The organism is Streptomyces sp. NPDC048338 (genome assembly GCF_043201055.1).
GTDB lineage: Bacteria > Actinomycetota > Actinomycetes > Streptomycetales > Streptomycetaceae > Streptomyces.
In genome coordinates this window covers 218441-240596 of record NZ_JBICYQ010000005.1, presented here as the reverse complement: position 1 = coordinate 240596, position 22156 = coordinate 218441, and the positions used below count along the sequence as shown (strand labels likewise).

The 22156-nt window shown below is 71.8% G+C and carries 25 protein-coding genes; 21 read left to right on the top strand and 4 right to left on the bottom strand.

Annotation, left to right across the window (positions count from 1 at the left end):
- Positions 1-9: 9 nt before the first annotated feature.
- The 4 genes from ACGFZF_RS14345 to ACGFZF_RS14330 form a co-directional block, all read right to left on the bottom strand.
- Positions 10-393: a hypothetical protein gene (locus ACGFZF_RS14345; RefSeq protein WP_392582287.1), complete on the bottom strand. Its 384-nt coding sequence runs from the start codon at positions 391-393 to the stop codon at positions 10-12.
- Positions 390-869 (bottom strand): type II toxin-antitoxin system RelE/ParE family toxin, encoded by a 480-nt coding sequence (locus ACGFZF_RS14340; protein ID WP_392582288.1) that lies wholly within the window; start codon positions 867-869, stop codon positions 390-392. The genes ACGFZF_RS14345 and ACGFZF_RS14340 overlap by 4 nt, the downstream gene beginning before the upstream one ends.
- Entirely contained in the window at positions 866-1492 is a 627-nt protein-coding gene (locus ACGFZF_RS14335) for a DUF4913 domain-containing protein (RefSeq protein WP_392582289.1), read from the bottom strand. Before ACGFZF_RS14335 ends, ACGFZF_RS14340 begins: the two co-directional genes overlap by 4 nt.
- Positions 1493-1618: 126 nt before the next feature.
- Positions 1619-2374 carry a DNA-methyltransferase gene (locus ACGFZF_RS14330; RefSeq protein WP_392582290.1) on the bottom strand — a complete coding sequence of 252 codons (756 nt, stop codon included), beginning with the start codon at positions 2372-2374 and terminating at the stop codon, positions 1619-1621.
- Positions 2375-2876: 502 nt separating this feature from the next.
- On the opposite strand from ACGFZF_RS14330, the gene ACGFZF_RS14325 reads away from it, so the two are divergent.
- From ACGFZF_RS14325 to ACGFZF_RS14225, 21 genes are all read left to right on the top strand, one after another.
- The gene (locus ACGFZF_RS14325; RefSeq protein ID WP_392582291.1) at positions 2877-4001 is read left to right on the top strand and encodes a C40 family peptidase; all 1125 of its coding nucleotides are present in this window, start codon (positions 2877-2879) and stop codon (positions 3999-4001) included.
- 156 nt (positions 4002-4157) lie between these two features.
- On the top strand, positions 4158-4460 hold the full coding sequence (locus ACGFZF_RS14320) for a DUF6112 family protein (protein WP_041662993.1): 303 nt from the start codon (positions 4158-4160) through the stop codon (positions 4458-4460).
- Entirely contained in the window at positions 4460-5149 is a 690-nt protein-coding gene (locus ACGFZF_RS14315) for a hypothetical protein (RefSeq protein WP_392582292.1), read from the top strand. The genes ACGFZF_RS14320 and ACGFZF_RS14315 overlap by 1 nt, the downstream gene beginning before the upstream one ends.
- 26 nt (positions 5150-5175) lie before the next feature.
- The gene (locus ACGFZF_RS14310) at positions 5176-6528 is read left to right on the top strand and encodes an ATP-binding protein (protein WP_392582293.1); all 1353 of its coding nucleotides are present in this window, start codon (positions 5176-5178) and stop codon (positions 6526-6528) included.
- Positions 6529-6636: 108 nt separating this feature from the next.
- Entirely contained in the window at positions 6637-8085 is a 1449-nt protein-coding gene (locus ACGFZF_RS14305; protein WP_392582294.1) for an SCO6880 family protein, read from the top strand.
- 58 nt (positions 8086-8143) lie between these two features.
- A complete protein-coding gene (locus tag ACGFZF_RS14300; protein ID WP_392582340.1) occupies positions 8144-8548 on the top strand; it encodes a DUF6238 family protein in 405 nt (134 codons plus the stop codon).
- 30 nt (positions 8549-8578) lie between these two features.
- On the top strand, positions 8579-10093 hold the full coding sequence (locus ACGFZF_RS14295; RefSeq protein ID WP_392625656.1) for a VirB4 family type IV secretion system protein: 1515 nt from the start codon (positions 8579-8581) through the stop codon (positions 10091-10093).
- Positions 10094-10167: 74 nt separating this feature from the next.
- Positions 10168-10950 carry a ParB N-terminal domain-containing protein gene (locus tag ACGFZF_RS14290; RefSeq protein ID WP_392582296.1) on the top strand — a complete coding sequence of 261 codons (783 nt, stop codon included), beginning with the start codon at positions 10168-10170 and terminating at the stop codon, positions 10948-10950.
- Positions 10947-11459: a hypothetical protein gene (locus ACGFZF_RS14285; protein ID WP_329283905.1), complete on the top strand. Its 513-nt coding sequence runs from the start codon at positions 10947-10949 to the stop codon at positions 11457-11459. The genes ACGFZF_RS14290 and ACGFZF_RS14285 overlap by 4 nt, the downstream gene beginning before the upstream one ends.
- Positions 11460-11498: 39 nt before the next feature.
- Positions 11499-12329 (top strand): hypothetical protein, encoded by an 831-nt coding sequence (locus ACGFZF_RS14280; protein ID WP_392625653.1) that lies wholly within the window; start codon positions 11499-11501, stop codon positions 12327-12329.
- A gap of 140 nt (positions 12330-12469) precedes the next feature.
- Positions 12470-12832, top strand: coding sequence for a hypothetical protein (locus tag ACGFZF_RS14275; protein WP_392582298.1), 363 nt, complete (start codon positions 12470-12472; stop codon positions 12830-12832).
- Between the two features lie 22 nt (positions 12833-12854).
- Positions 12855-13433: a hypothetical protein gene (locus ACGFZF_RS14270; RefSeq protein WP_392582299.1), complete on the top strand. Its 579-nt coding sequence runs from the start codon at positions 12855-12857 to the stop codon at positions 13431-13433.
- Positions 13360-13887, top strand: coding sequence for a hypothetical protein (locus ACGFZF_RS14265; protein WP_392625651.1), 528 nt, complete (start codon positions 13360-13362; stop codon positions 13885-13887). The genes ACGFZF_RS14270 and ACGFZF_RS14265 overlap by 74 nt, the downstream gene beginning before the upstream one ends.
- A 59-nt stretch (positions 13888-13946) precedes the next feature.
- Positions 13947-14612 carry a hypothetical protein gene (locus ACGFZF_RS14260; protein WP_393554006.1) on the top strand — a complete coding sequence of 222 codons (666 nt, stop codon included), beginning with the start codon at positions 13947-13949 and terminating at the stop codon, positions 14610-14612.
- Positions 14609-15028, top strand: coding sequence for a hypothetical protein (locus tag ACGFZF_RS14255; RefSeq protein ID WP_392582302.1), 420 nt, complete (start codon positions 14609-14611; stop codon positions 15026-15028). Before ACGFZF_RS14260 ends, ACGFZF_RS14255 begins: the two co-directional genes overlap by 4 nt.
- Before the next feature lie 103 nt (positions 15029-15131).
- Positions 15132-16082 carry a hypothetical protein gene (locus ACGFZF_RS14250; RefSeq protein ID WP_392582303.1) on the top strand — a complete coding sequence of 317 codons (951 nt, stop codon included), beginning with the start codon at positions 15132-15134 and terminating at the stop codon, positions 16080-16082.
- Complete coding sequence (locus tag ACGFZF_RS14245; protein ID WP_392582304.1) at positions 16079-17095, top strand: hypothetical protein; 1017 nt, start codon at positions 16079-16081, stop codon at positions 17093-17095. Before ACGFZF_RS14250 ends, ACGFZF_RS14245 begins: the two co-directional genes overlap by 4 nt.
- Before the next feature lie 223 nt (positions 17096-17318).
- Positions 17319-18590: an MFS transporter gene (locus ACGFZF_RS14240; protein ID WP_392582305.1), complete on the top strand. Its 1272-nt coding sequence runs from the start codon at positions 17319-17321 to the stop codon at positions 18588-18590.
- Between the two features lie 37 nt (positions 18591-18627).
- The gene (locus tag ACGFZF_RS14235) at positions 18628-18849 is read left to right on the top strand and encodes a hypothetical protein (protein WP_392582341.1); all 222 of its coding nucleotides are present in this window, start codon (positions 18628-18630) and stop codon (positions 18847-18849) included.
- A 194-nt stretch (positions 18850-19043) separates the two neighbouring features.
- Positions 19044-20186, top strand: a complete 1143-nt coding sequence (locus ACGFZF_RS14230; RefSeq protein WP_392582342.1) for an AAA family ATPase — start codon at positions 19044-19046, stop codon at positions 20184-20186.
- Positions 20183-21979, top strand: a complete 1797-nt coding sequence (locus tag ACGFZF_RS14225; RefSeq protein WP_392582306.1) for a hypothetical protein — start codon at positions 20183-20185, stop codon at positions 21977-21979. The genes ACGFZF_RS14230 and ACGFZF_RS14225 overlap by 4 nt, the downstream gene beginning before the upstream one ends.
- Positions 21980-22156 lie beyond the last annotated feature (177 nt).

Sequence of the window (22156 nt, the reverse complement as noted above, 5' to 3'; positions counted from 1 at the left end):
CGGCCCCGGTCACTGCCGCCGGCAGCCACGCCGCCCCGCAGCGTCCTCGTCACCGGTGCGGTCGACGGCTTCGTAGCAGTCCGGGGAGCAGCTGTCGGGATCCTCCTCGCAGGAGGACTCCTCCGCGGGAGCGCAGCAGCAGGGGGCGGACAGCAGGACGGCGAGTTCCTGACCGGCTGCGATGCGGTCGATGAGGATCTCGGTGCAGGCGTGGAAGCCATCCGGCGTGATGTCCGGGTGCGGATTGGTCAGGGTCTCCAGCAGGCGGCGTTCCAGCTGCTGGACCTCGATGTAGGTCTCCAGCAGGGCGCGGTGGTGGGGGTTCTCCGGCTCGGCCGGGAGCTCCAGGAGGTTCTCGCCGAAGTGGTCGAGGAAGTTCGGGAAGGCTGTCAACGTATGGCTTTCGTGGTGAGGACGGTGGGCTGGGCGGAGCGGGGAAGGCCGGGGGGCGGGCCGGGCTTCGGGATCTGGCGGTAGGCGTCGATCTGGGGGGAGCGGGTGCGTGCGGCGTGCGCGCGGGCGCCGACCGGACGGTGGTCGAGGCCGAGGCGCCGTGCCACGGTGTCGTAGATGTCGTGGTTGGCCCGGGGGCGGACGGCCACGACGTGGATCTCCATGGGGTAGGCCGAGGTCGGCGGGGCCGGCCGCAGCGCGTAGACGATCCGCCAGGCGGCCTGGCGATCGACGTAGAGCTTGCGCAGTCCGGCGAGTTCGGCCGTGAGCTTGCCCCCGTGCCGGTCGGCGTTGACGACCTCCTGGAGCAGCGCGAGCGACAGGTCGCGGATGTCGCTGGGGGCCTGGAGCAGGTCGGTGAGGGCTCGCGGGTCGAAGGTGAGGCCGAAGGCGGGCGGCCGGCCCTCGGCGCTCACTCCTCCGCCTGCGCCGTCTCAGCATCGCGGGCTACGGCGCGCACGGAGCGGCCAGGGCCGCGAAGGAGGCGGTGCGACGGCCGCTCGGGGTCCGTCTGGCAGGCGGACAGCGGGCCGCCGGCGGCCCGGATGGCGGCCATGCAGTGGGTGAGGAAATCCCGGTGCCATACGAAGGGACCGGCCGGTCCGGCCTCGGGGTCCTTGTGCTGCAGGTAGGCCATCCACAGGGCGTGGAGCCAGGCTACGACGTCGAGGTGTTCCTGCCACTGGTCGCACCACGGGGAGGCGGTGGTGACCTCGCTCCCGTAGGTGGGCATGAGGAAGTCCTCCACCCAGTCGGTGAGCAGGTCCAGCTCGCTCTCGTACTCCTCGCCGTCCAGCTCCAGAATCGGACGCGGCTCCGGCGGCATCATCGCCGCGGCCGGCATCGGCGGCAGGCCGAAGCCGGGCAGCGACGCCGGTCCCGGTGCGGCGGCGAGGTGGTCGAGCTGCCGCGCCTGCTCGGCGGAGCGGTCGAGCAGCTTGCGGACAGTGGCCTGGATGCTGTCCAGGTCACCTTCCGGAAGGCGCACCGGGTCGAATTCCCCGGCGGCGCCGAATTCCTCCAGAGGGTCAGGCTCCAAGGAAATCTCCTCCTCCGGCGCACGCGGCAGCCGGAAATTCAATAACGGGTGACGGGACGGCAGGGCCCGAATGCGCGCAGGCGCGGATAACGAGCCGCCCGTAACTCGCGGTTGCGCGCATCCGGGTCAGGCCGTCAGGGTGAGGTCGTCCTGCCCGAGGGTCTGGTGGAGCGTTTCGGTGAGGCGGTCGGAGGCGATCTCGGCGTAGTGCCGGGTCTTCTCGACGCCGATGAAGTCGCGGCCCTCCAGGAGAGCGGCCACGCCGGTGGAGCCGGAGCCGCAGGTGAAGTCGAGGACGGTGCCGCCGGGCGGGGATATCTTCACCAGCTCGCGCATCACCTCGACCGGCTTCTGCGTGATGTGCTGCCGGGCCTTGCCCGACGGCTGCGACGCCGAGTAGAGGCCGGGGAGGTAGACGGGGTTGCGGGAGCCGTCGATCGAACCGTTCGACGCCCACACGATGAACTCGCAGTTCTGCGTGAAGCGGCCCTTCTGCGGGCGGGCCTGAGGCTTGTGCCAGGCCAGGACGCCGCGCCACAGCCATCCGGCCGCCTGGATCGCGTCGGTGGTGACCGGCAGCTGCCGCCAGTCGGTGAACAGCAGCGCCGTCCCGCCGGGCTTCGTCAGCCGGTGTGCCTCGGTCATGATCTGCGTCAGCCAGAAGCCGTACGAGCGCTGGTCCATGTTCTCGCCGGGGAAGTCCGCCAGCTGATGGCCGGCGTCGGCGGAGGTGTACTTCTGTCGAGCGGTACGGGAGGTGCGCTCCTTCGCGGTCCGCCCGCCAGAGTTGTACGGCGGGTCGGTGATGACCGCATCCACGCAGTCGTCCGGAAGGCCGGGCAGGACGCCGAGCGCGTCGCCGTGGTGAAGGGAAAAAGGCAAAGGGGTACCCCGATTCGGGTCACGAAAGAGAGTGGGAATCCCGCCTCGCACTGAATGCGGGCGCCGCGGCGGCGAATACAGGCACGGAAGTCCGGCATGCCGAAGGAGAGCGGCGGGCAAGCGGGGGAAGCCACACTGTAGGACACGAATCCCGGTTGACCCCTGCGAGGCGAGAAATTAGGTCAACCGGGAATCGGCACCTACAGTCTGACCACCGCCCGGCCCAGCTGCCGAACGGCCACCCCTCCCCCTGCCCTTCTGGAGGCACAGCCTTGTCCTGACCTCGCTCCCGACGCCCCGAGGACGCCCGACCGGCGAGAGGCAACTCGCCCCGCGGCCACTCCTCCCAGGCTTCCCGATCACCTCATCCCGGCCCTCGCGCCCTTCTCACCTCGGACCAGCGCGGCCGGACTTCACCTCAAGGACCACTCGTGACACAGCCGTACCCTCCCCTGCCCCGAACACCGAGTAGAGCCCTCATCTCCTCCGGGGGCGCAGCGGATTGAAGGGCATAGCCGCAGCCGTCGGCGTCGTCGTCCTCTCTCCGCTCCTCCTGGCCGGCGCAGCCGCCACAGCGGCTGCCGCCAGCAGCTCCGCTTCCCGCGCCACTCAGTGTGACGTCGGCAACACGGTCGACGCCAACGCCGTCACCCAGCAGGTCGCAGGCATCCTCGGCGGCTCCGGCGCCACCCCCGGCATCCAGATCAAGGGCCTGGAACTGCCCTCCGAGCAGATCCCTCACGCCAAGACGATCATCGCCACCGGGATCGCCATGAAGGTCCCCGAGCGCGGCCAAGTCGTCGCCCTCGCGACCGCGATACAGGAATCCCGCCTGCGCAACCTCCGCTACGGCGACCGCGACAGCCTGGGCCTGTTCCAACAGCGGCCGAGCATGGGCTGGGGCACCGCCGAGGAGATCCTCGACCCCGTCCACGCCTCCACCCGCTTCTACGAGGGTCTCCTCAAGGTCGCGGGCTGGCAACAGATGACGCTCACCCAGGCCGCCCAGGCCGTCCAGATCTCCGGCTACCCCGACGCCTACGCGCAGTGGGAGCCGCTCGCCCGTGCCCTGCAGGAGGCGATCGTCAAGACCCTCCGCGGAGGCGGCACGGACGCGGGAGCTGAGGGTGGCGCGGCGGGCGGCGGCTGCCGACCCGGCGAGGACGGATCGCAGTGGGGGGAGATCCCCCAGGGCTCCGTCCCCGCTGGATACAAGATCCCCGCCGACGCTTCCCCGAAGGCCCGCACGGCGATCGAGTGGGCGATGCACCAGCTCGGCACCCTCTACCAGTGGGGCGGCACCTGCAAGAACGCCCACGGGCCGGATCCGATGGGCCGCTGCGACTGCAGCTCCCTGATGCAGCAGGCGTACGCCAAGGCGGGCGTGACCCTCACCCGGACCACGTACACCCAGGTCAAGGAGGGCGTCCCGGTCCCGGCGAACGCGCTCAAGCCCGGTGACCTGCTCTTCACCCGCGGCACCGCCGCCGTCCCCGAGCACGTCGGGATGTACATGGGCGCGGGTCTCGTGATCAACGCGCCGAAGACCGGGCGCCCCGTGCGGATCGAGAAGGTCGCCGACTGGCAGATCCTCGCCGTCCGCCGCATCCCCGCCCTCGCCTCCTAGCGCTCCCCGCCCGCTTCCCGGGCCACGGGCCGCTTCCCCCGGCCGCCGCGAGCCGCATGCCGCCGCGCGCCTTCCCCTCTTCCTCTTTCCCGCTGGGCCATCTGGCCTGCGCTCGCAAGGAGTTCGACCATCCCCACCCTCGCTCACCTCCAGCAGATAGCCGACCGCGTCACGTACCTGGCCTACGACCCCGGCGTCTCCCCGAAGGGCGGCTTCCTGCCGGGCCTGGACCTGCTGCGCAACGTCGTCAGCTCCATCAACATGGCCGCGATCATCGCCGTCGTCGGCGCACTCGCCGTCTCCCTCGGCGTGTGGGCCTGGGGCCACCACACCGGTGGTCACCAGGCCGAGGCCAACGGAAAGAAGGGCGCCCTCGTGTCCGCGGGCGCCGCGCTCGGTCTCGGTGCCGCGAACGGGATCATCGCGTTCTTCTCCACGCTCGGCACGCAGGTCCGCTGATGGGCAAGCGCTCCCGCCCACGCGTCCGCGCCGCCACCGCGCACTGGTCCACCGGCCGGCGCGTCTCCGTCCTCGCCGCGGTCCTGGCCCTGCTCCTGGCCGGCGCCGGTCTTGCCGCCTACCTCACGACCGGCGGCGGCCGGGGCGAGGCGCCCTCCGGCAAGCCGTCCGCCAGCGGTCCGACCACCCGTCCGGGCACGACGGCACCCGTCGCGGAGGCTGCGACGGGGACGGTCTCCCCTCCGCCGCGGCTGTCCGATCCTCTCGCCTACGGCCGCGCCGCGGCGGTGATGCTCTGGTCCTACGACACCCGGGCCACCACCCGCGACCAGCAGCTCGCCGGCATGCACGCCTGGATGACGACCGAGACGAAGTACACCGACTGGACCTCCATCCAGGCCCAGGTCCCCGACCCTCTGCTGTGGTCGCGGATGCACGACCAGGGCCAGCACGCCACCGCGACCGTCTCCCAGGCGCACTTCCCCTCGGCGTTCAAGCAGGCCCTGGCCGAGAACCCGGCCGCCCTGACCGAGGCGTACATCTACGCCGTCACCGTCGCCGGCAAGCAGGCAATCGCCTGGAAGGACGGTGGAGGCGGCGCCGAGGACCGCTCGGTCACCCTCGCCGTGCAGTGCCGGCCCAGCGCCGACTGCGCCCTGGTCGCCATCGCGCCGAACACCGCCCCCTGAACCGCAACAGATAGGAGGAGTCCGTCGTGGACTTCTGCGCTCTTCCGGTCGCGGGCAAGCTCTGCGACGCGGCCGACGCGATCGACTTCGTCTCCGACCCGGGCAAGGCGATCACCGAGGGCATCGGCAACTGGATCGCCAAGTCCTGCGGCGAACTCGCCGCCGCAGCCGCCGACCTGGCCGCCGAGGCCGTCAACACCACCACCAAGATCGACCTCGGCGCCGGATGGTTCCGCGACAACTACGAGATGCTGCTGCCGATCGGGCTGACCATCCTCGTCGCCACCTTCTGCGCCCAGCTCGTCCGGGCCGCGATGAAGCGCGACGGACAGGCACTCGGCCAGGCGTTCACCGGCACCGCCGGCGGCGTGATCTTCTGCTTCGCCGCCATCGCCCTGACCACGGTCGCGATCGAAGTCGTCGACGCCCTGTCCGACTCGCTGTTCGCGGCAGCCGGCACCTCCATCGACGACGCCGTCCGCCGCATGGTGAAGGTCTCGCAGATCGCCGCGATCTCCCCACTCGGCTGGCTGGTGGCCGCCCTCGCAGCCCTCGGCGCCGCCGTCGGCGCCGTCATGTACTGGTGCGTCATGATGGTCCGCAAGGTCGGCATCCTCGTGCTCGTGACCCTGGCGGTCTTCGCCGGAGCGGGCGGCGGATGGGAGGCCGCCCGCCGCTGGCGGCGCGGCTGGATCGAGGCGACCGCCACCCTGATCGTCTCCAAGCTGCTGATGACCGTGGTCTTCCTCCTCGGCATCTCCGCCATGGGCAAGACCGACGCGGACGGCGGAATCGCCGCGCTCGCCGACGTCATGGCCGGCATCGTCATCATGCTCTTGGTGATGCTGTGTCCGTACGCGACCTTCAAGTTCGTGCACTGGGCAGCGGAGTCCACCGACGGTGAGACCCTGCACCGCTCCGGCGGAGCTGGTGCCCAGCTCGCCAAGCAGCACGCCGAAAACGCGACCCGCAAGGCGGCAGCTGCAGCAGCCACCGCAGGAACCGGCGGCGCCGCCGCCGGGGCCGGAGCTGCATCGCCGCAGGGCCCGGCCGCAGGCAGCGGTGGATTCCCCGGCGACATCGCCTCCAGCCCTTCCGGAAGCGGTGGCGGCACCGGAGCATCACCGGCCATGGACAAGGTCCAGAGCGGCCTGAACGAGGCGGTCAGCTCCATGCCGACCAGCCCGGCGGCCCAGGACTCAGGCAACTCCGTCGGGGTCGGCAACAGCGCCCCCGGCGGACCTCCCGCGGGTGCCACACCGCGCAGCACGCAGGACGGAGCGCCTCCGAGCGCCGGCGTCGTCGGTGCCGCGCAGGGCTCCGAGTCCGGCACGGGCGGCAGCCCGTTCACGACGCCGCAGCCCCCCGCCGGTTCCTGACACCCGACACTCCCCTGGTTCCCAGGACGGGACACGAACGCTGTGTCCCGTCCCGGGGGCCGCCTCCTTCGGAAAGCCCTTGCCTTGTCTGACCTCACGATCACCCCAATGACGGTGAAGTTCCCGACCAGGTCCCGCCGCGGGATCCTGCTCGGCCTCTCGCTGCCCCAGCTCGTCCTCACCTCCGCAGCGCTCGCGCTGCTCCTGGTCACCGTCGTGACCACCGGCCTGCCCGGCGCCCTGATCCTCACCCCGCTGTGGGCAGGGATCGCCGCCCTCGTCGCCGTCCGCCGCCGCGGCCGGTCCCTGATCGACTGGGCGCCGATCGTCGCCCGCTACGCGCAGCGCCGCCGCACCGGGCAGACCCTGTGGCTCGCCCGTCCGGTGTCCCGCCCGCGCGCCGAAGGAACCCTGCACCTGCCGGGAACAGCCGCTTCGATCAAGGTGGTCACCCCGGCCGACGGACAGGCCGCCGCTCTGCACGATCCCCACCAGCAGACCCTCACCGCGGTCGCCCGGGTGACCAGCCGGGCCTTCGCCCTGCTGGACCCCGCCACCCAGAACTCCCACGTCCAGGCGTGGGGGCGGGCCCTGGCCGGGATCGCGCGCACCGGGCACGTCGCCACCGTCCAGGTCCTGGAGCGGACCGTCCCCGACTCCGGCGACACCCTGACCCGGCACTGGAACACCCACGGCCGGCCCGGTACCCAGCTCGCCGGCCAGGTCTACAGCGATCTCGTCGCCTCAGCCGGCCCGGCAGCCGCCCCGCACGAGACGTACCTGGCCATCTCCCTCGACTTGAAGGCCGCCAAGCGCCTGATCAGCCAGGCCGGCGGCGGGCTACCCGGAGCCTTCACCATCCTCGGCCAGGCCACCTCCTCCCTCACCCAGGCCGCCCGCAACGCCGGTCTGACCGTGAACGGCTGGCTGAACGCGCGGGAAGTCGCCGCCGTCATCCGCACCGCCTACGACCCCAAGGCCCTGGCCGCGCTGCAGCAGTGGTCGGACACCGGCCGCGCCGAAGCCGACCCCGCCGCCGCCGGCCCCGTCGTCCAGGTCGAGGAACACGACCGGCTCATCACCGACACTGCCCGCCACACCACCTACTGGGTCGAGAACTGGCCGCGCACCGAAGTCCTCGCGGGCTTCCTCCACCAGCTGCTGTTCACCGCCGGGGTGCGCCGCTCCTTCTCCCTCATCTATGTCCCCCAGGGCTTCGAGTCCGCGATCCGCGACGTCCAGCGCACCAAGGCGACGATCATCGCCGACGCCAACGAGCGTGCCCGCCGCGGACAGGTCGACTCCGAGGCCGACGTCGTCGAGTACGGCGACGTCAAGGAACGCGAGAGGCAGCTCATCGCCGGCCACGCCGACGTCGCCATGACTGGCCTGCTCACCGTCTCCGCCGACACCGACCAGGCCCTGGACGCAGCCTGCGCTCAGATCGAGACCGCCGCCGTCACCGCCCAGGTCGACCTGCGCCGCCTCGACTACCAGCAGCCCGACGCGTTCGCCCTCGCCGCACTCCCCCTCGCCCGCACCGCCCAGGACAAGTAGGGCCCCGCCGCCTGATCCATCCAGGCCACCGCAGAAAGACCCCACGCTCTTGGCCACCATCACCGCGACCGACCCGACGGACGCCCACCCGTACCTGCGGGCCGCGACCGCCGGCATCCGCCACCACGCCCGGTCCATCGGCCGGGGCACCCCGGCCGACCGGCGACACCTCGACAACCTGCACGAGCACGTCACCCGCCTGCACCTGCTCCTCGACCAGCTCGCCGAGACCGTGCGCCCCGAACACCCCACGTCAGGACGGCATCTGGCCACCGCGCACCTGCGGCTCTGGCAGGCCACCGCCAGCCTCCACGACGCCTTCCACACCCTGCCCGCTGCCCCCGCCTGCACCCCCGACCGGCTCCCCGACGGCCCGCTCGTCCTCACCATCTGCCAGCGCCACCTCGCCTCCAGCCACGCCGTCCGCCGCAAGACCACCCCGGCCGACCACGGCACCGCCTGAGCCACCCCGCGCAGAATCGATCCCCCAGCCATGTCCCGACACCGCCCCGGACGGCGGGCTCGCCGCGCCTCGGCCAGCCCCCTGTTCACCCCGCACGGCGCCGACCGCACCACCCGGCGCGCAGCCCGCAAGCAGCTCGCAGAAGCCCGCGCCAAAGCGCAGGCCGCCGCCGTGGAGACCGCCGGCGCCACGGCGGCCGAGGCAGAGATGCCCGCGCCGCTCTACGCTCCCGCCGGCCGCCCCGGCACTGCCTTCGCCCGCGGCAAACGCCTGCGCCTGCCCGCCCACCGCATGACCACCGCCACCGCTTCCGGCGCCTACCCCTTCCTCGCCGAAGGCGGCCTCGGCGCCGAGGGCATCTACATCGGCCGCGACGTCCACGCCGAAGGGTCCTTCGTCTTCGACCCCTTCTCCCTATACGGGAAAGTCGAGGGCTTCACCAACCCGAACATCCTTCTGGCCGGGGTCATCGGCCAGGGCAAGAGCGCCCTCGCGAAGTCCTTCGCGCTCCGCTCGGTCGCCTTCGGCTACCGCGTCTACGTCCCGTGCGATCCGAAGGGCGAATGGACGCCGGTCGCCACCGCGCTCGGCGGCACCTCCATCGCCCTCGGCCCCGGGCTCCCGGGACGGCTCAACCCCCTCGACGCCGCCCCGAAGCCGCCGTCCATCTCGGAAGCGGACTGGGCCGGCGAGGTCCGCAAACGCCGCCTGCTCCTGCTCGGCTCCCTCGCCCGCACCGTCCTCGGCCGCGACCTGCTCCCCATGGAGCACACCGCCCTCGACATCGCCCTGGACGGCGTCGTCCACGCCGCCACCGCCGCCGGCCGAGCCCCGCTGCTCGGCGACATCGCCCACACCCTCGCCCAGCCCCACCTCCTCGACGCCGCCGCCGGCACCGTCTCCGGCCACCTCGGCGACGCCGCCCGCGACCTCTCCCACGCCCTGCGCCGCCTCGTCCACGGCGACCTCGCGGGTATGTTCGACGCCCCCTCCACGGTGGCCTTCGACCCGACAAGCCCGATGCTCTCCATCGACCTGTCCCGGCTCGGGGGATCCGGCGACGACACCGCGCTGGTACTCGCCATGACCTGCGCCTCGGCGTGGATGGAAGCGGCCCTCACCGACCCTGACGGCGGCCGTCGCTGGATCGTCTACGACGAGGCGTGGCGGCTGATGCGCCACCCCGGCCTCCTCCAGCGCATGCAGGCCCAGTGGAAGCTGAGCCGCGGCCTCGGCATCGCCAACCTCATGGTCATCCACCGGCTGTCCGACCTACTCACCGCGGGCGACGCCGGATCCCAGGGCCGCGCCCTCGCCGAAGGACTCCTGGCCGACTGCTCCACCCGCATCATCTACCGCCAGGAAACCGACCAGATCCAGGCCGCCGCCACCCTCCTCGGCCTCACCGCCGTCGAGACCGAGGCCATCTCCCACCTCACCCGCGGACGCGGCCTGTGGCGCGTCGCCGGCCGGAGCTTCGTCGTCCAGCACCTCCTCCACCCCACCGAGAAGTCGCTCTTCGACACCGACTCACGCATGCACTGAGTGCCCAACCAACCAACAGCACAGATCGGCAGGACAACACCATCGACCTACACCCGACCACCGCGCTCTTCCCCTTGCTCGACGAAGAAGAGCTCCAGTCCCTTGCGGACGACATCCGCGAACACGGCCTCGACAACCCCGTCGTCCTTGACACCGCAGGCCGGATCCTGGACGGCAAGAACCGCCTTCGGGCCTGCGAGATCGCCGGCATCGAGCCGACCTACACCACTTACGAAGGCGACGACACCGGCCGATACGTGCTTTCGGCCAACAGGCAGCGCCGGAACGTGACCAAGGGCCAGCTCGCCATGATCACGGCCAAGGCGCGTTCATTCAGTGAACACGAGCAGCGTTCACCCGGTGAACAGTCCGTCCGTTCACTGAGTGAACAGGCCGGCGTCTCGGTGGGACGCATCGGACAGGCCAGCATGGTCTTGCGGCATGCGCCCGACCTGGCTGAGGCCGTCATCAACGGCACCATGGGCCTGAACGAGGCGTACTCGGTCGCGCAGAAGAACAAGGCCCAGGCCGAATCGTCGGAAGCACAGCTCGCACGCCTGCGTTCCGAGGACCCCCAACTGGCCGACAGGGTGGCCGAGGGCGAACTCACCATCCAGGGCGCATGGGCGGAACGCAAGGCCCGGCAGGAGGAAGACCTGCGGCAGCGCCGGGTTGCCACCAACCTGCTCTGCGAGGTTCTCCCCGCCCTCGCTCAGATACGCGGCAGCCGCACCTTCGCCCAGTACGACCCCGAACTCGCCCCGCCCGGCCGCGCCGTCACCCGCGAAGTGATCGAGCACGCCGCAACCACCCTGGCCGAAATCGCCGCCGTCTGGAAGGACCGCGACCTCCCGTGAAGTACTCCTCCGACCCCCAGCTGCGCCAGCTCGCCCTCGAAGCCGCCCAGCACGTCACCACCGACGCCGGCCGTATGCACAAGGACGACTTCCTCGACGACCTGTGTGCCCGGATCCGAGAGCGCGACGACCTGGAGGGCGCCGTCCTGAGGAAGGCGGCCCAGGGCCTGATGCGGGACCTCGGCGAGCGCCGCAGCCCTCGCCGCAACAAGAGGACCGGCGGCCTGTACCACCCCGAGAGCATCATCAAGCTCGGTAACGGGATCTGGGTGTGGATGAAGCACACCACCCCGACGGACATGACGCAGTGGGGCCTGATCTCCTCGCGGAACACCGTCCGCACCATCACCGCCGCCGCGGACACCCAGCAGTACATCCACGAGCGCACCGACGCCTTCCGCTCCCACCCCGGAATCTCCAGCCTCCACCCGCTGGAGGAAGCCGTCTTCCAGTACCAGCAGGACACCCTCGACGACGCCGACTGGGACCGCGACCACGAGGACCTGTAGGCGCCCCAGCCTCGTACCTCGACTGGCCACGCCCACGACATGTCGGAGACCATGCTGCGGAATTCACCCCCACTCGAAACCTTCGCCCTGGAGATCGCAGATCGGCTCCCGGGTGACTGGACAAGCGCCTATCACCGTCACCCCTCCTACCGCGATCAGTTCCCGACCGCCGACCGGCTGTGGGACAACGGTCACGTCGACTGGGCTGCCGGCGAGTTCGTCCTCGGCCACGACGCGGTCCTCACCGGCCCGGCCGGACAAGAGCTCTACATCATCGACCGGCCCCTCAGACCCAAGCAGTTTCTCGTCGCCGCGCTGGAGCCACCCGGCTTCCTGCCGCACCACTTCCATGACGTACCCGAGCCGAACGGCATCGTGATCGGCACCGATCCCGTCCGTGCCGCTGCCGCGATCACCCGCCGACTCCTCCCCCGATACGCCCGGGCCGCGGAGGCCGTGCGCGAGCAAGCGCGACGACGGCCTGCCCCTCCAGCCCACCGACAGGCACCAGCAGAGACCAGCGCGGTCACGCTCGTCCGCTACGAGGACGGACTCCTCGGCGCCCCGTACGGACACGTCCCCGCTGAAGCCCGAGACACCCTGTACCTGACCGGATTCCAGTACGTCCCGAATCAGGGTGCGTTCCTCCTGCGTTCTGAGTCCGGGCCCGTCGCCACGGCCGTACGCATCCAGGTCCTCGCCGACCGGCTGGCCAAGCTCGGGATCGGGCTCAACTACCGCCATCCCGCAGCGGTATCGGGCACCGCCGTGGTCACGACGGGCCGCACCAATACGCCCCAGGCGAGCCGGGTCGCTACCGGGGCGGCTCTACACTCCGCCGCCCCGCGCTCGTCGGGCCGCGCGCGGTAACCCAGGCCATGCCGCTGCAGAAAGGGAGCTCCCTGCCTTCCCGAACCGACTCTGCCGACCACGGTCCGGCGACGGCCGGGGTGCACGGCTCGAGCCTCGACCGCGCCGATCTGCCCGACGCTCGCTTCCCGTACAGCAGCATGTTGAACGCCCTGAGCAGCGCCGTCCTCGCAAGCACGGACGTGCGGGATGCCGCCGTGGTACTGCACCAACTCGTCGACGGCACCGACGGCCTGCTCGCCCGGCTCGCGGAACTCCTCGATGCCACAGCCGACCGGGCCCGCGCGTACGACCGCGACGACGGGGACGACGACGCTTTCTACCTGGCGAAGGACCTCGCCGACGCCGCCGTCCAAGTACGGCGGCTCGGTGAAGACCTCCACGTCGTCCCCGAGCGCATGGCCGGCCTTTCCCCGCCCCCGCCGACGCGCCACCACCCTCGCCCAGCAGGCGCGCCCCGGCCGCCCGTGTCCTCCGCGCCCCAGCCCAGGCACGCCCCGTAGTCCCTTCTCCCCTGGAGCCTTCTTGGGATCCCCTGCCTTCATCGCCCGCCCCGACCCGGACGGCGGCTACACCGGCGTTCACCTCCAGTACGACAGCAGCCCTCCGAACATGGTGCCGCTGCTCCTCGCCGCCTACCGCTTCCGCTTCGGCCGGGACCTCGAAGCCCTCAGCCGATACCTGGTGGACGACGTCGTCTTCGCCTGGGAGGAGATCGGAACCGACCTCCTCGACGGATCGCCCCCGGGCCTGCTCCAGCGGCTGACCGGCGGCGAGCAGTGGCCCAGCCGCGAGATGACCGGCGTCGTGAACCTCGACGGGACGCCCGCCGAGCGGGACGTCATCACCCAGCACAGCTCCGAAGGTCATCACTGGGGGTACGTCCTTCATCCGGCCGGCATCGAGGTCATCAGCCGCCAGATGGACGCTCACGGCCCGGTCATCTCCTGGGACACCGACCCCCGGACCCACTTCAGCGAGGCGATGGCGCTGTGGATGCCCGGCACTCCGCCGCCGATGTCCCTGCCACGTGATCTGCCCAAGCTCACTCCCGTTCCGCCAGCAGCTCCTGCACGGACCGCCACTCGACCACCACGCCGCTGACCGCTCTCTTCAAGGAGTCCTCCTGAATCAGCACTTCACCTTCGGCCGACACCCCGACCACGGGTTCGTCGCTTCCGCCACCGCCCATACACCGCCTCATCTGGCGCACTGGTACCTGACCGCCGAGCAGTTCGAGCCCGTCCCCGAGCAGCCGGGGCTGTACCGGCTGGCCATGCCGGAGTACGACGGAGTGCGCCGTGCGCGGCAAGCCGTCCATGACCTGCGCCAGCGGGGCTTCGACGTCTACGCCGACTACACCCTCGACCCGTCCCAGAGCGCCGGCCCGCCCAGGGTCCAGCCCCGGGCCGGGCTGGAGGAGCGCCGCTCGCGGATCGCGCAGGCCGCCGGAATCCGCTCGGCGCAGTACCAGCCGAGCTTCTCCGCCCAGGCCGCGCCGGCACCCTCACGGCCGGTGGGCTCCGTCCCGGCCTCGGGCCAGGGGCGTGGCCGGTGACCGATGACCTGATCACTATCGTCCGCGGTCGGGGCGGCGAGGTGGAGGCGGAGGGGCCGATGGACGGCCTGGCTTCCGAGCTGCTCGCGCGTGCGGGGTTCGTCAGGCAGTACACACTGCGCGGCATCTGGCACCGTCTCCCCTTCGACATGGGCGTGGAGTGGGAGAACGAGCACGCCTCCCTGGCCGCGGAGATGCTGCGCGCCGCCCGCTACCCCGTCCGCCTCGACGCGGCTCTGTCGCCGACGTCCGTCCCGTCGGCTGACGGTGTGGACGTCCCGCCGTCCGTGGCGGCGGCGGCCAAGACTCTGAAGGCCCGGGCGGCGGGCGGGACGGACCTCCAGCAGCCGCACGAAGCGGGACGAGCGCTGGCCGCTCTGGCCCAGGGCGAGGACAGTCTCCTGCGGCCCGCCGCCGACGTGCTCCTTGCCGTCGCCACTGCCCTCTCGGGCCTCCCCGGCCCGGCTCACGACCGCGACGCCCGGCGTCTGGCCGAGCTCAGCGGTGTCCTACGGGTCGTGGAAACCGAGGTCGACCGCATCGCCCTTCGCCTGCGCGCCGCACCCGACGTCACCTCGTCCGCAGGCCGCACGACGCAGGCCACCGTCGAGGTCCCGGCGAAGTTGCAGAGCCTCATCCACCGGCTCGGCCACGCCCGAGTACGCGAGTACGAGGCCCATCTCCTTGAACCGGCAGCACCCGGTGAGCCGGGACGAAGCCGGTGACCGCCGCCGCTCAGACTCCGGCCGGCACGGAGCTACGCCGCCGCGCCCGCGCACAGACGCTCCCCTACCTGGCCGCCCTCGCGCTGCCGGATCCCGCCGAGTCCGTGCGGGCCTGGACACAGCACCTGGGCGACGAGCGGTGCGCCGCCGAGGTCCACGTCATCGTCGACGCTTTGACCGGCACCGCGACCAGCCCGCTCCTCGCTCTTCGTGACGCGCTGCGCACCACAGGGGGCTGGTGCCGCGAGCACGGTCAGCCCGTCCTCGCCGAGCGGTACTTGCGCGCCGCCGACCTCCTCGACGTCGCCGACCGTCAGCTCTACCAGCTCGGCATCGACCACCTCACCGCCTTTCACACCGAACCCTGCCCGCCCGGGCACCCACACCGAGAGGACCCTGCACCTGAACTCCCGTGAACCAGCCGCGGGCTCCGTCACCCGGATCACTCTGTTCACCAGTGACCGCGATGGCATCGTCGGCCTCGTCGACGGTGACGCATGGCAGTGGGCCCGCACCGCCATGGAGCTGTCCGGGTTCGACAAGAACGACTCCGGCGACATGGTCTTGCCGCTGTCCGATCTCACCCTTGCCCGCCAGGCCCTGATCACCCTCGGCGCCGTCGCCGAGCGAACTCTCGGTCTGCAGCTCACGCCCAGCAGCGAGCGGTACATCGGGGACATCGCGCTCGACGTGGCCGAGCACCTGCCCGGACAGTGGACCGCAAGAGTCGAGAACTACTCGCTCCGTGTCTGGCAGGAGGACCTCGCCGGCGGCCTGTGGAGCACCGGGCCCATCGCCCAGACTCTGGCGGCCGACCGGGTACAGCAGGCCGCCATCCTGAAGCGCGACGACGGAACGGAACTCGCCGTCGTCAAGGACCCCCACCTCGACACGTACCACGTCGGCGCCCTCCGGCCCGGCCACGTCCCGGGCCCGACGAACGCCACCGCCCCACCCGGCGTGACGGTGCAGCCGACCGCCTCGGCCGCCGCCCACATCATTCGCACCGGGCTCCTCCCGGCCTACACCCGCTCGGTCCTGCAGGCGCACGCCGCCGATCTGTCGGACGATCTCACCTGGGCACGGGAGACCTACGAGGCCGGCACCATCCCCGACCCCGCCCCGGCCGACCTCGTCGATGCCTACGTCCGGTTCACCGCCTCCGCGCCGCTCGTCATCGCGGCGATCCGGACCCTGGGCGCCCCCACCGAGTACGAGGTCGACTTCCTCCACCGGGTAGAGGACATCGTCACAGCGCCGGCCGAGGAGACCGGGCCGAAGCCGGTCACGGCGCACCCCGACCCGCTCGGCTGGTGGCTCGTGGAAGGCGGCGACGAGCTCGTCGCCCTCTCCCTGCGCACCCTCGCCAGCGTGCCGCTGCCCCTCGAACAGGGGCGCCGGACCGGGAGCCGAACGCTGGCTCTGGCACCTGCGCCTGCCCGGTCGGAGCCCACGGTGAGACGCCGGTGACGCAACCTCGCAACAACTCTGGCGAGCCCGGCTCGCCCGCCGTCCGTGCGGCGCTCGACGCTTTGGCGGCCTACGCCATACGGTTCGCCTCCCTCCAGGCGCGCGGGGACGACGCGGTCGCTCGTGTGCAGGCAAGCACCGGGTGGCCCGAGCACGTCGCCATGGAGCGAGCGATCGTGGCGGAACAACACCGGGAACAGGAGATGGAGTTCGCCGCGCTCCTGCCCCATACGGTCCTTCTCATCGACCGGGCCCGTACCGCCCTGGAGTTCCAGCCATCCGCCCGGCACCAAGCCGGGTGGAACCTGCTCATGGACGACCTCGAAGCCGCCGCAGATCATGCCCGCCACCTCTCCGAGCAGTCGATCGCCGACCGGTCGACCTCGCGGCAGTGCCACGTCACCTGGGCCGACCGGGCACGGTTCCTGCGCGACCTCGCCGTACAGGAGGGCCCGCCGCCTCCCGGACCCGAGCTGCCCGCTGCAGAAGAGGCACGGTGGACCGCCCACGCGCACGATGTCCGCCGTCGCCACATGATGTACCTGTACGAGAGCCGGTACGACGCGGCTGGTCGGCAGATCACCGTCGTCGAGGTCCCTGACCTCGACCAGCCCACCGGGGACTGCGTCCTCGTCGTCGCCGGAGACGTCGACAGCGCCACGATGCGCGTCCTGGGCCGCTACGACACGCTCGACCAGGCGCAGGGCGACCTGCCTGCGGCCATTCAGCCCGGTGTGCTGCACCCCCGCGGAAGGTTTCCCCGCCGCGCGGGGAAGGTTCCGCCGTTGGCCGACCTCATCGAGCAGATCGCCGGCGCCACGCAGAGCCAGGAGATCGCCGAGGTTCTCGACTACGTCGTGAGCGACGGCGCCGGCCCTCGCCACCTCTCCCAGCTCTCCGACCTCCTGGCCGAATGCGCCGACTTCGCGCTCGCCACCGAGACAGCCACCGGTCGGGATCTGTCAGTGCGATTGCGGGGGCTCATGGTCCAGACCGACGTCCTGGACCGGTAGCTCCGCCATGCGCTCATCGCCTTCCAGGACACGATCGCCGTCCTGCCGCCGCACCGCACCCCGCAGCCACGGCACCTCATACCCCCGCCCGCCGTGCGATCCACCCCGCCGCCTCCGCCTGCCCAGGCCGCCCCGCCCCGCGTCCCGCGCCGCCTCTGACTCCAGCACGAGGCCGCCGGGCGAGCCTCGGCCACCTCCCGGAAAGTCTCCGCCCTCCTTGCTCTTGGCCGAACGCCCCCTCGCCTCACCGCCCGTGACCTACCGGGCCGTTCTCGGCACGCGACACGTCCTGCGCCTGCTCGCCGGCACCCTGACCGGCCGGATGCCCAGCGGCATGGTCGCCGTCTCCCTGGTTCTGTGGGTCACGCGTGGCGGAGGGTCACTGGCGACGGCCAGCGCACTTGCCGCCATCTACGGGCTGACCGCCAGCGTCACCCAGCCGCTGAAGGGCAGGCTCATGGACCGGCATGGGCAGACCCGTGTGAGCGCGCCCGCCGCCATCGTCTCCAGCAGCAGCCTGCTCGCCCTGCCCGTCATCGGTCCAGGCGGCAGCACGTGGCTGATCGGAGCCGCGGTCGCGCTCGCCGGCCTCTCCGCCCCGCCGCTGGAGTCCGGTCTGAGGTCACTGTGGCCGAGTGTCGTGACCGACCTGGGGCAGCGAAAGGTCATCCAGGCCCTCGACACTGGCGCCCAGGGGTTGATGTATGTCGCCGGCCCGCTCCTGGCCACCTGGCTCGCCACCACGTTCGGAGCCGACGCCGCACTGGCCGCGGCCTCCGCGCTCGTACTCGTCGGCACCGCCACCGTCCTCACCTCCGCGCCCTCGCGCACCTGGCGCCCGCACCGAGAGGAAGCGGTTGGGTCCGCCCGGCCAGTGAAACGACACCGGCTCGTGAGCGGCGGCATGGTGCTGCTGTGCATGGGGCTCGCTGCACTCGGGGTGTCCTTGGGCGGGCTGGGAGTCTGGGCTGCGGCCATCGCCGAAACCAATCAAGCCGCCTGGCTGACCGGCGTACTGCCCGCCGCGTTCTCCACCGGATCGTTCCTCGGCGGCCTGCTCTTCGCACGCCTCGCCCGTCGCGCCGCGCCCGCCACCCAACTCAGCTGTACGTCCGCCCTGTTCACGGTCGGGTGGCTGGCGCTGTTGACCCAGCCGGGCCCGCACGCGGCGATCGTCGCCGCCGCTCTACCGGGGCTCTTCCTCACCATGGTCATCACCTGCGGCTTCGAGACGATCGATGCCCTCGCCCCCGCCTCGCGGACCACCGAGGCGTACTCGTGGCTGATCCTCGCCGTCGGCACCGGCCAGGCCGCGGGCACCGTCCTCGCCGGCACCCTCGCCGACCACCTCCTCGGCCTGTCCGCGCTCCCCGCCGCCGGCGCCGCCATCGCCACCACCGTCTTCGCACTCTCCCGGCCCGTGCTCGGCCCCCGCCGCCGGCCGGGCCGGCACCGCCGCACCTCCACCCCACCGCGTCCCCGCCACCGCCGATAGGACTCCCGCCTTGCCCGAATCACCAGCCGAGCCGTTCATGCCGATCCGGCACAGCATCACCGGTGAGATCACCACCACCCGATTTGGCGCCGCCGCCCGGCGGATCCTGCTCCAGTCCGGCTTCGAAGAGGCGCCAGGCTGCGTCTGCCGAACGACGGAACCCGGTACGGAGCAGGCTCACGGGCCTGCTCGGCAGCCAGCGAGCTGCTCGTCGCTGGCCATCCCCTGCACCTGCACCGAGCCCCCGGTCGGCCGGTGAGCGCCGACGTACACCCTCGGTTGGCCCGGTCGCCGAGGTCGGCACAGTCCGTGATCCGCTCCGCCAGCGGCCAGCCGCTCCAGTGCATCGCCAACCCCGCCCGCCCCCGTACCTGTTGAAGGACCCTCGTTTTGACGACACCCGGAACGCCTACCAATCCAGCACGGACCAAGGGCGGCGAACTACGGGCCAAGGTGGCCCGGCTGCTGGCCGACCGGCCGGCGGACAAGCTCACCATCGGGGACATGGCCCGGCAGCTGGGCCACTCCCACGGCGCCGTCCGCAACGCGTCCCTCACCCTGGTGCGACGCGGTGAGGCCGACCAAAGCGGGAGCGGACAGCCGGAGTTCCGGGCGAACGCGAAGACCGCTGCAGCCGCGCAGACCGCTGTGATCAGCCCACCGGGTACCCACGCTCCCCGCGCCCAGGCAGACACCGCCGGCACGACCGCTCCCGCAGCAGCCAGGCCCAGGCAGACCGGCCCGATCCGCCGCGCGGGGGGCCAGCTCTACCACCCCCGGGAGCTGGCCGATCTGCCCGACGTCGAGGCGCTAAATCGCCTGCGCGACGCCGACGTGCCGGTGCTGCTCTACGGTCCTCCGGGCACCGGCAAGACGTCGCTGGTGGAGGCCGCGTTCCCGGACCTGCTCACCGTCGCCGGTGACGGCGACACCACGGTCGGCGACTTGATCGGCGAGTACACGCAGGCCGACGGCGGAGGTTACGTCTTCCAGTACGGTCCGCTGGTCACCGCGATGACGGAGGGCCGCGCCCTGCTGATCGACGATGCCACTCTGATCTCGCCGAAGGTGTTGGCGTCGCTGTATCCCGCGATGGACGGGCGCCGGCAGATCCAGGTCAAGGCCCACAAGGGCGAGACCATCAAGGCCGAGCCGGGCTTCTACGTGGTCGCGGGCCACAACCCCGGCGTCCACGGTGCCGTTCTGACGGAGGCGCTGTCGTCCCGGTTCAGCGTGCAGATCCAGATCGGCACGGACTATGACCTCGCCCTGGCCCTGAAGATCGATGCCCGGGTGGTCCGGGTCGCCCGGCACCTCTCCCGCCAGGTCGACCTCGGTGAGCTGGGCTGGGCCCCCCAGCTGCGGGAACTGCTCAGCTACCAGAAGACCGAGGCCGTCCTCGGCACCAACGCCGCGCTCGCGAACCTGGTCGGCATCGCTCCTGTGGAGGATCGCGACGCCGTCGCCGACGCCGTCATCAAGGCTGTCGGCGTCAAGAAGATCGCGCCCCTCACCCTCGGCAAGCAGCTGTCCGCCTCGGCCGCCCGCAAGCCTCCGGGCAGCACCGTCTCCGCACACCGGGGCCGCTCGCGATGAGCGCTCACCACCACGTCCAGTCCCCCGCCACCACGCCGGAGGACGCCGCCGACCTCGCACGATGGGACGACGACGGCGCCCCGCCCGCGCAATTCCGTTCCTCTCCGGACGCGTGGCTGCGCGTGGGAGCCGAACTCGGCGACCGCCTAGTCGCCCTCTCCGGCCGCCAGGACCTCCTCGTCACCTGCCGCCCCGGCACCCGCAGCGGCGCACCGGCCGCGTTCTACCCCACCTTGGGCGAGGTCGAGTTCGACGCCCGCCTGTTCGCCCCGCTCCAGCCCCACGAGATTCATCCGCGGATCGTGGGCGACGAGGAGCGGTATCCCGCCGCCTGGGGAGTGTTCGTCCACGAGGCCGCCCACGCGGCCCACTCCGTCTGGACACCGCCTGCCGGAGCCTCCCCCCGTGTCGTCGAGGCCGCGTTCCTGCTGGAAGAGAGCCGCGCCGAAGGCGCACACCTGACCAGGCGGCCCACCGACCGCACGTACTTGCGCACCAGTGCCCGAACCCTGGTCATGCCCGACATCGCCCACCCCACCCTCCAGGGCATCGAGCACGCCGCCTCCGTGGCGGCCCTGATCCTCGGCCGCCGCGATGTCGGCATCCTGGACGCCGGCGAGACCAAGGCCGTCGCCGATCTGTGCGAAAAGGTGCTGGGCGCAGACCTGCTGACCACACTCACCCGCATCTGGACCGCAGCCCACCAGTGCGCCGACCACGACGCCACGACCATGCTCGGGCACGCCCAGGACTGGTGTGACGCTCTGGACGTCGCGGCTCCCACCCTGCCGGTGCCGGAGAACCTTCGCGATCTGCTGTCCGGCGCCGTGGGGGTCGTCATGGACTGCACGGCCGCCACGGACGCCGCCGACCTCGCGGAACAGGCAGCAGCGAACAACGCCATGGCCGCACAGTCCAAGGCGCGGGCCCAGGACCGTGCCCAGCGGGCCGGCCAGCGACGCCAAGCCGCCGCCACCGCAAAGTCGGTCTTCAACGCCCGCGGCACCGTCAGCCCCGACGGCACACCGGCCCCCTACAGCAACCCCGTCACCGGAACCCGCCGGCCCACCGCCGCCGAGCAGAGTGCCGCCTCGCGCCTGAGCCGCGCCCTGCGTGCCGCCGCCTACCGCGAGCGGACCGAGGAGCGGACCACCAGCCCCACCCCGCCCGGCCGCCTCAACATGCGCGCGGCCCTCGCCCGCGACGCCCAGCGCGCGGCCGGGTCGGTCCCCACCGCGGAACCGTTCACCCACACCCGCCGCCGGAACTCCCCCACCCCGCCGCTGCGCGTGGGTATCGCCGTCGATGTCTCCGGTTCCATGCGTGCCGCCTGTGCGCCCGTCGCGTCCGCTGCCTGGATCGTGGCACGCGCAGCAGCGCTGACCGACCCCGAGTCCCTTACCGCCACAATCGCCTATGACAGGCACCTGACCGCCTTGACCCGGCCCACCCACCGGGCACCGGAGCGCGTGACGACGTTCGAGGCCAACGGCGGCGCCCACAACCTCGGCGACGCCATCGACGCACTCGACCACGGCCTCGGACTCAGCCTCCCCGGCGCCGGCCGCCTCCTCGTGATCGTCACCGACGCCCAGTACCGCAGCGACGAAACCGCTGCGGCCGTCACCCGCGTCAAGCAGCTCACGACCGCCGGCTGCGCCGTACTCCAGCTCACCCTCACCGCGAGGTCCCACCACTTGCCGGGTACCACCTTGCTGCACCTGCCCAAGCCCTCCAGCGCTCCCGCCGCCATCGCCAGGGCGGCCACCGACGCCATCCGCAGGACACGCTGAGACGACGCAGAAGGCGGAAGCGTCCCCCGAGACCACCGCCGAGCACCCCGGACCACCTCCGTCTGCCGCCGAATCGTGCATCTGATGCACGACCCTCCGCAGCAACGCAGGCCACCACCCCAACCGCCGACGAAAGGCACACGATTTGAAGCCCCAGACCAGCAGCCCGACCTCGAA

Bases quoted from the DNA above. Each gene is read 5' to 3' on its own strand.
- ACGFZF_RS14315 (WP_392582292.1), top strand. From the start codon at position 4,460: ATGGGCAAGCGCTCCCGCCCACGCGTCCGCGCCGCCACCGCGCACTGG.
- ACGFZF_RS14305 (WP_392582294.1), top strand. From the start codon at position 6,637: ATGACGGTGAAGTTCCCGACCAGGTCCCGCCGCGGGATCCTGCTCGGC.
- ACGFZF_RS14295 (WP_392625656.1), top strand. From the start codon at position 8,579: ATGTCCCGACACCGCCCCGGACGGCGGGCTCGCCGCGCCTCGGCCAGC.
- ACGFZF_RS14280 (WP_392625653.1), top strand. From the start codon at position 11,499: ATGTCGGAGACCATGCTGCGGAATTCACCCCCACTCGAAACCTTCGCC.
- ACGFZF_RS14275 (WP_392582298.1), top strand. From the start codon at position 12,470: ATGTTGAACGCCCTGAGCAGCGCCGTCCTCGCAAGCACGGACGTGCGG.
- ACGFZF_RS14260 (WP_393554006.1), top strand. From the start codon at position 13,947: ATGGACGGCCTGGCTTCCGAGCTGCTCGCGCGTGCGGGGTTCGTCAGG.
- ACGFZF_RS14250 (WP_392582303.1), top strand. From the start codon at position 15,132: ATGGAGCTGTCCGGGTTCGACAAGAACGACTCCGGCGACATGGTCTTG.
- ACGFZF_RS14235 (WP_392582341.1), top strand. From the start codon at position 18,628: ATGCCGATCCGGCACAGCATCACCGGTGAGATCACCACCACCCGATTT.
- ACGFZF_RS14225 (WP_392582306.1), top strand. From the start codon at position 20,183: ATGAGCGCTCACCACCACGTCCAGTCCCCCGCCACCACGCCGGAGGAC.